General features: G+C 67.4%; 7 protein-coding genes. 2 read left to right on the forward strand and 5 right to left on the reverse strand.

Annotation, left to right across the window (positions count from 1 at the left end; all coding sequences use genetic code 11):
- A partial coding sequence (locus O2807_10110; GenBank protein ID MDA1000848.1) for a leucyl aminopeptidase occupies window positions 1-1,407 on the forward strand: 1,407 nt, incomplete at its 5' end.
- Between the two features lie 13 nt (window positions 1,408-1,420).
- Here the strand turns inward: O2807_10110 and O2807_10115 are convergent.
- The 5 genes from O2807_10115 to O2807_10135 form a co-directional block, all read right to left on the reverse strand.
- Entirely contained in the window at window positions 1,421-1,855 is a 435-nt protein-coding gene (locus tag O2807_10115) for a response regulator (protein ID MDA1000849.1), read from the reverse strand.
- Window positions 1,856-2,009: 154 nt separating this feature from the next.
- Window positions 2,010-2,924 (reverse strand): CoA ester lyase, encoded by a 915-nt coding sequence (locus O2807_10120; GenBank protein ID MDA1000850.1) that lies wholly within the window; start codon window positions 2,922-2,924, stop codon window positions 2,010-2,012.
- Window positions 2,924-4,231, reverse strand: a complete 1,308-nt coding sequence (locus O2807_10125; GenBank protein ID MDA1000851.1) for a dihydrolipoamide acetyltransferase family protein — start codon at window positions 4,229-4,231, stop codon at window positions 2,924-2,926. The genes O2807_10120 and O2807_10125 overlap by 1 nt, the downstream gene beginning before the upstream one ends.
- A gap of 8 nt (window positions 4,232-4,239) precedes the next feature.
- Window positions 4,240-5,238, reverse strand: coding sequence for an alpha-ketoacid dehydrogenase subunit beta (locus tag O2807_10130; GenBank protein ID MDA1000852.1), 999 nt, complete (start codon window positions 5,236-5,238; stop codon window positions 4,240-4,242).
- Window positions 5,235-6,344 carry a thiamine pyrophosphate-dependent dehydrogenase E1 component subunit alpha gene (locus tag O2807_10135; GenBank protein ID MDA1000853.1) on the reverse strand — a complete coding sequence of 370 codons (1,110 nt, stop codon included), beginning with the start codon at window positions 6,342-6,344 and terminating at the stop codon, window positions 5,235-5,237. The genes O2807_10130 and O2807_10135 overlap by 4 nt, the downstream gene beginning before the upstream one ends.
- 175 nt (window positions 6,345-6,519) lie before the next feature.
- On the opposite strand from O2807_10135, the gene O2807_10140 reads away from it, so the two are divergent.
- On the forward strand, window positions 6,520-6,858 hold a 339-nt coding region (locus O2807_10140; GenBank protein ID MDA1000854.1), incomplete at its 3' end, for a sugar kinase.

Below are 6,858 nucleotides of genomic sequence, written 5' to 3' on the forward strand. Positions count from 1 at the left end.
CTGCGGCGCCGGAAAGCGTTCGATGGAGAGAAGGGGCAGGTGACCTGCATCCCCGTTCCGGGCGGAGCGCGGGCGATCAAGGCCCAGCTTGTGGTGCTGGCGGGGATGGGGAAGGCGGAGGAGCTGGACGCCGAGGCGCTCCGGCAGGCCGCGGGCCTGGGAAGCCGCCGCGCAAGAGAAGAGGGGGCATCGAGTCTCTCCCTTTCGCCGGGCAAGGAGGCGATCGGCCGCCTCGGCGGAGAGCGGGCTGCCAAGGCCGCCGCGGAGGCCGCCGCGCTCGCGCTCTACCGGATGGACAAGTACAAGACCGAAAAGGGGAACGGCAAGGGGGTGCAGCGCGCCGTGATCTGCGGCGGCCGGGCCCCTCTGGCGGCCCTTCGCCGCGGCATGCGCACGGGCCAGTTTCTGGCGGAGGGCACGGCGCTGGCCCGCGATCTCATCAACACCCCCAGCAACGAGAAGCGCCCGCCCGATCTGGCGGCCCGGATCCGGCGGATGGCCCGCAAGGAGGGGCTGCGGTGCACCGTTCTGGACGAGGGCCGGATCCGCCAGTTCAAGATGGGCGCTCTCCTCGCCGTGGCGCGCGGCAGCTCGGCCCCCTGCCGGGTGGTGGTGCTGGAGTACCGCCCCCGCGGGGCGAAGGGCGCTCCGATCGCGTTCGTGGGCAAGGGGGTAACCTTTGACACGGGCGGCGTTTCCATCAAGCCGAGCAGCGGCATGGAGCTCATGACGACGGACATGAGCGGGGCGGCGGCCGTCGTCGGCGCCATGATTTCGGTCGCCCGGCTCAAGCCGCGCACGCCCGTGGTGGGGGTGGTGGGCCTGGCCGAGAACATGGTTTCCGGCGATGCGACCCGGCCCGGGGACATCGTGCGCGCCATGAGCGGGACCACAATCGAGATCCACAACACCGACGCCGAGGGCCGGCTTCTTCTCGCGGACGTGCTCCACTACTGCCGGACGAAGTACAAGCCCCAGTGCATGATCGATCTGGCGACGCTGACGGGAGCGTGCGTGGTGGCGCTGGGGGACAAGGTGACCGGGATGTACGGCACCCACGACGAGCTGCTGCGCCGGGTGCGCGAGAAGGGCGAGGCGACCGGCGATGTGGTGTGGCACCTGCCCCTCTTTCCGCATTTCGGCGAGATGATGAAGGGCAAGATTGCGGACTTGTGCAACATCTCCGGCGTGCGCTGGGGCGGGGCGAACACGGCCGCCGCCTTCCTGCAGCACTTCGCCGGGGAGACGCCCTGGATCCACCTCGACATCGCGGGGCCCTCGCACACGGCCCAGGATGAGCCCTACCGCCCGGCCGGCGGGACGGGGGTCGGCGTCCGCCTGCTGGCCGAGCTGGCGCTGGACTGGAAAAAACTCCCCAAGCAGAAGGGAAAGGCGTTCGGCTGCTGAGGCGGGGCGGGCGTCAGTTTTTTCCCGGGGGGCTTTTCACGAAATCGTCCACCGCGTTTCCGAGCTCGGTCAGGGAGAAGGGCTTCGATACCAGGCGATCGATGTCATCGGTATTCTCTTCGAGCTCTTTTTCGCTCTCCGCCCATCCCGTGATCAGGATGACGGGCGTTCCGCGCTTCGCGGTCTTGGCCATCCGGGCCACTTCCATCCCGGAGGTTCCCTCCATCCCCAGATCGGTGATCACCAGATCGAACGGATACTCCTCAAGACAGCCGAGGGCTTCGGTGCCCGAGCCCACGGCGATCACGGCGTAGCCCCGCATCTCCAGCATCTCCGTGAGCAGCTCGCGGATGTCCTTTTCATCGTCCACGAGGAGGATGAGGGGGTGGCCGCTCTTTCTTTCCGCGGCTTCGTAGTCGGTGCCCTGGGTGGGCGTTATCGGGGTCACGGGCGGTACCTGCACAAAATCGAGTAGTTTCAAATCGATACATATTAATTTAAGGCATATCTTAGGATAAGGAAAGTGCCCGGCGGCGGTTTCGTGCGGGTGTTGGGAAGGTTGGGAGAACTTTGTATTCCGGCGAAAAACAAAGGACCCCGCCCTACCCCCGGGCGGCGATGGCCCCGGCCCGCGCGATGATGCGCTCGCCGTGCTTGGCCATGGCGTAGTCGATCATCTTTCCCTGGAAGGGCACGGCGCCCAGGCCGGCCCGCTCGCCCTCCTGGAAGGCTTCCACCATTTCCGTGTAGTAGGCGACCTCCTCGGGGGTCGGCGAGTAGACCTCGTTGAAGATGGCCACCTGGTTGGGGTGGATGGCCGCCTTGCCGGTGTAGCCGAGGCGCTTGGCCTGGAGGGCGTCCTCGCGGCAGCCCTCGGGGTTTTTCAGCTGCGTGTAGACCCCGTCGGTGGGGTGGGGCATCTTCGCCGCCCGGGCGTCCACGAGCACCTTGCTCCGCGCATAGAGCAGGCTGGTGCCGTCCGCGGTCCACTGGGCCCCGAGGTCGCGGCACAGGTCGGCATCCTCGGCGCTGCCGAAGTTCACTCCCGCCATCCGCGCCGCCGCCGTGCAGAGGTCGTGGCAATGGTAGACACCGGCCGCGCTCTCGATCTGCGCGATGATGCCGATCGACCCTTCCTCGAATCCCCGCTCCCGCTCGAGCCGTGTGAGGATGGCGTCGGCCTTGCGGATGTCGGCCGCGCCCTCGGGCTTGGGGAGGAAGATGCCGTCGAGCCCCTCGACCGCCACCGCCTCCAGATCGGCCTCCAGCAGATCGGTCTCCGGCCCGTTGACCCGCACCAGGATCAGGGGCGGGGCGCCGGGGGTGTTCCGCGTGGCGGTGATGGCGTCCTTGACCATGCCGCGGGCGGTTTCCTTGACATCGATGGCGACCGAATCCTCCAGGTCGAAGAGCGCCGCGTCGGCCCCCGAGGTGGGCGCCTTGGAGAGCATCTTCTCGCTGCTTCCCGGATGGAAAATAAATGAACGAAGGGCTTTGGATGCATCGAGTCGGGACATCAGTACCTCACTTGGGAAAGATCCATGCGCTCCAGGGCATCGCGGATGGCGGAGAGAAAGCGCCCCGCCGCGAAGCCGTCGTTCGCCCTGTGATCAAAAGTTAAAGATAGCGTCATCAGCGGCCGGACCGCCAGCCGGTTTCCCGGGAGCGCGGCGGGCCGGGGGGCGATCGCGCCGGTCCCGAGGATGCAGACCTGCGGCGGGTTGATGATCGGGGCCCCGCCCAGGGCGCCCGAGGCGCCGAAGTTGGTGAGGGTGATCGTCCCCTCCTTCACCTCCTCGGGAGAGAGGGCGCCCTCGCGGGTGCGCCGGCTCAGATCCTCGAGGCGCAGGGCCATCTCGGCGAAATCGAGCCCGTCCGCCGCCCGGAGGACCGGCACCAGCAGTCCCTCGGGGGTGTCCACCGCGACCCCGAGGTTCACGTAGCGCCGCACGATGACGGCGTCGTCTTCATAGGTGGCGTTGAAGCGGGCGTGTTCCGTATCACGCAGGGCATGGGTGAGAGCGAGCGCGAAGAAGGGGGTGAAGGTCAGCCGCACCCCGTGTTTTTCCGCAAATGGCGCCTTGTTCGCCTCGCGCCAGGCACTGATGCGGCTCATGTCCACATCGAGCCAGGAAGACACCTGGGGGATCTCCCGCACCGAGCGGGTGAGGTTTTCGGCGATGCGGCGCCGGGTGCGGCTCATGGGGATGCGCTGCTCGCGCGCTTCTCCCTCCGCCGCGAGGGAGGAGAAGGAGAGCGCCAGCGCCGCGCCGCCGTCCCCCGCAGTGAAGCTTTCGAGGTCGCGGGCGGTGATGCGGCCCCCGTCGCCCGTTCCGGGGATCTCGGAGAGGGCCTGCGCCGAAATTCCGCGTTCCTCCGCGAGGCGCCGCACGCGGGGGGAGAGCCGGGTTGTGCTTTTTGATGTGTCCGCGCCTCCCGCGGGGCGGGCCGTCCGCGTTTCTTTCCGGGGAGCGGGCGGGGCCGCGGTCGATTTCCGGGCGGAGAGCGGTGCGACGGGCGCTCCCCAGTCGTCCGCGGCCGGGGGGCCGGAGCGGGGTTTTTGCGCATCCTCCGGGACCTGCGCCTCGGTTTCGAGGAGGGCGAGCGACTCCCCCACCGGGACCGTCTTGTCCGCCTCGACGAGAATCTCCTTGATCACGCCGTCGGCCGGGCATTCGATCTCGAACTCCACCTTGTCGCTCTCCGCCGCGAGGAGCACTTCGCCCTTCGCGACGCGATCGCCGGTCTGCTTCTTCCACTCGACAACGGTGCTCTCGTGCACGCTGCTTCCCATGCGGGGCATCCGGATGTGGGTGATGAACATCGGGTTCCTCAGTAAGCGGCCAGCTCGCGGAGCGCGGCCACGACATCCGCCGTGCTCGGCAGGTAGGCTTCTTCCAGGGGCGGACTCATGGGCATGGGGGTGTCGGGCGCCGCGACCCGCCGGATGGGCGCATCGAGATGCTCGAAGGCCTCCTCGGCCACGATCGTAGCGAACTCGCCGGCGAGCCCGCCCCGCTTGCGCGCCTCGTGGAGGATGAGGAGCCGGCCGGTCTTGCGGACGGTGTCGAGGATGGCCCCCTTGTCGTAGGGTGCCAGCGAGCGCAGGTCGATCACCTCGACGGAGACCCCTTCGGCTTCGAGTATCTCGGCGGCTTCGAGCGCCTGGAGGCAGGTGGTGCCGAAGGTGAGGAGCGAGATGTCCTCCCCCGCGCGGAGGAGGCGGGCCTCCCCGAAGGGAACGGTGTAGTCGTCCTCGGGGACATCGGGGCGGAGCGCCTCGGGAAGATCCGCCACCGGGTAGTTATAGAATTTCTTATACTCGATGAAGATGACGGGGTTCTCGTCGCGGATGGCGGCCTTCATCATCCCCTTGGCGTCGTAGGCGGTCGCCGGGGCAGCGATCTTGAGGCCCGGCGTGTGGAAGAACCAGGGCTCGGGGTTGCCCGAGTGAAAGGGCCCCGCGCTCACCAGGGCGCCGGCGGGGAGGCGCAGGACGATCGGGACGGGGCCCATCTGCCGGTAATGGTTTCCCGCGGCGAAGTCCACGATCATTTTGTAGGACTCGGTCACGAAGTCGGCGAACTGGAATTCCACCACCGGCCGAAGCCCGCCGATGGCCGCGCCGAGGGCCTGCCCGGTGAAGCCCGCCTCGGCCAGCGGGGCGTCAACGACGCGCATGGCGCCGAAATGCTCCTGAAAGCCCTTGGTGATGTAGAAGGCGCCGCCGCCGAGGCCGATGTCCTCCCCGATGAGGTAGACGCGCTCGTCCCGCTCCATCTCTTCCCAGAGGGCGGTGCGGATGGCTTCGCGGTAGGTGGGCTGGCTCATTCGGCGAACACACCCTCTTCGAGTTTTGCCGGATCGGGGAAGGGGTTCTGCAGAGCCTCATCCCGCGCGCGCTCGGCGTCGGCCCGGGCCTTGCCGTGGGAGGCGGCGAGCTCCTCGGGGCTCGCGATCTCGCCATCGGTCAGGTAGGCGTCGAAGCGCCGGATCGGGTCGCGCCCTTCGGTCCATTTCTTGAAAAGGTCCATGTCCACGTAGTCGGTGTATTTGTCGTAGACCGAATGGCCGGCGGCACGCATGGTGATGCTTTCGATGAGGGTGGGGCCGCCGCCCGCGCGCGCGCGATCGAGGGCCGCGGAGGTGATCTTGTGGACGAGCACGGCGTCGGTCCCGTCAATGAGGAAGCCCGGCATGCCGTAGGCCGCCGCGCGCAGGGCGAGCGTCTTGCAGCTGAACTGATCCTTGAGCGGGGTTTTGTAGGCGTACTGGTTGTTGTCCACGATGATGACGAGGGGGAGCTTCTGGACCCCGGCGATGTTCATCGCCTCGTGGACATCGCCGGTGCTCATCCCGCCGTCGCCCATGTAGGTGAGGACGGCCCGGCCGCTCCCCCGGTATTTCTCGGCGAAGGCGAGGCCGGCCGCGATGGGGGTCATCGTGCCGATGTGGCTGATGATCTGGGTGATCTTCTTCGGGCGGTAGCCCATGTGGAAATTTCCGTCGCGTCCGGCGGAGGGGCCATCGGCCCTGCCGAAGAAGTGCGCCATGATGCTGCGCGGGGGGTGTCCCTTGGCGAGATGGGCCCCGCAGTTGCGGTGCATCGGGACGAGCCATTCCTCATCGCGGAGGCAGAAGGCGCTGGCCGCGCTGGCCGCCTCGTTGCCTCTTCCGAAAAAGGCGGTGCCGGGGATGTGGCCGGCCCGGAAAGCGGAGTCGAGTACCTCCTCCACCGCCCGGGCGAGCGAGATGAGATAGTGCAGGCGCAGGCCGGCGTCCCGGTCGAGGGAGGGGGCGGGCCCGCCCTTGGGGAGCCACTCGGCCGAGAGCCCCTCGATGGCCATGTAGCGATCCTGGAGGTCCTCGAAGTAATCGAGGTTTTCCAGATCCTCGGGGGTGACGGCCTGTCTTTCTGCGATGGCCCCTTTTCCCATGGCCCGCGCTTCCTTTCGGCGGTACTCCGGTGTACAGAAGAGTGGCCCCGCAGGCGGGGAAGCCCCCCCGCCCTGTCCGCGCGAACCGCCTCGGGTTTCAACGCGCGGGGGCTTGCAGTAAAGTGCCCTGAAAATATATGCCAATTTTGATTCTCTTGCACATCAAGGAGAGAAGATGAGCCTTTTGGTTGTGGGGTCCATGGCAATTGATTCGGTCAAAACGCCCTTCGGGGAGCGGGAGGAGGCCATCGGCGGCTCGGCCACCTACTTCTCAATCTCGGCGAGTTTTTTCACGAAAGTGAGGCTGGTCGCGGTGGTGGGCGCGGATTTCCCGGAAGATGTCCTGGATTTCATGGCCGAGCGCCGGATCGATCTGGCCGGGCTGGAGCGGAACGGCGGGGAGACCTTCCGCTGGAAGGGGGAGTACAGCTTCGATCTGAACACGGCGCACACCCTCGATACCCGGCTCAACGTTTTCGAGCAATTCCGCTTATTATTTAAACGATCCCTATCT

This window comes from bacterium, from assembly GCA_027622355.1.
Classification (GTDB): domain Bacteria; phylum UBA8248; class UBA8248; order UBA8248; family UBA8248; genus JAQBZT01.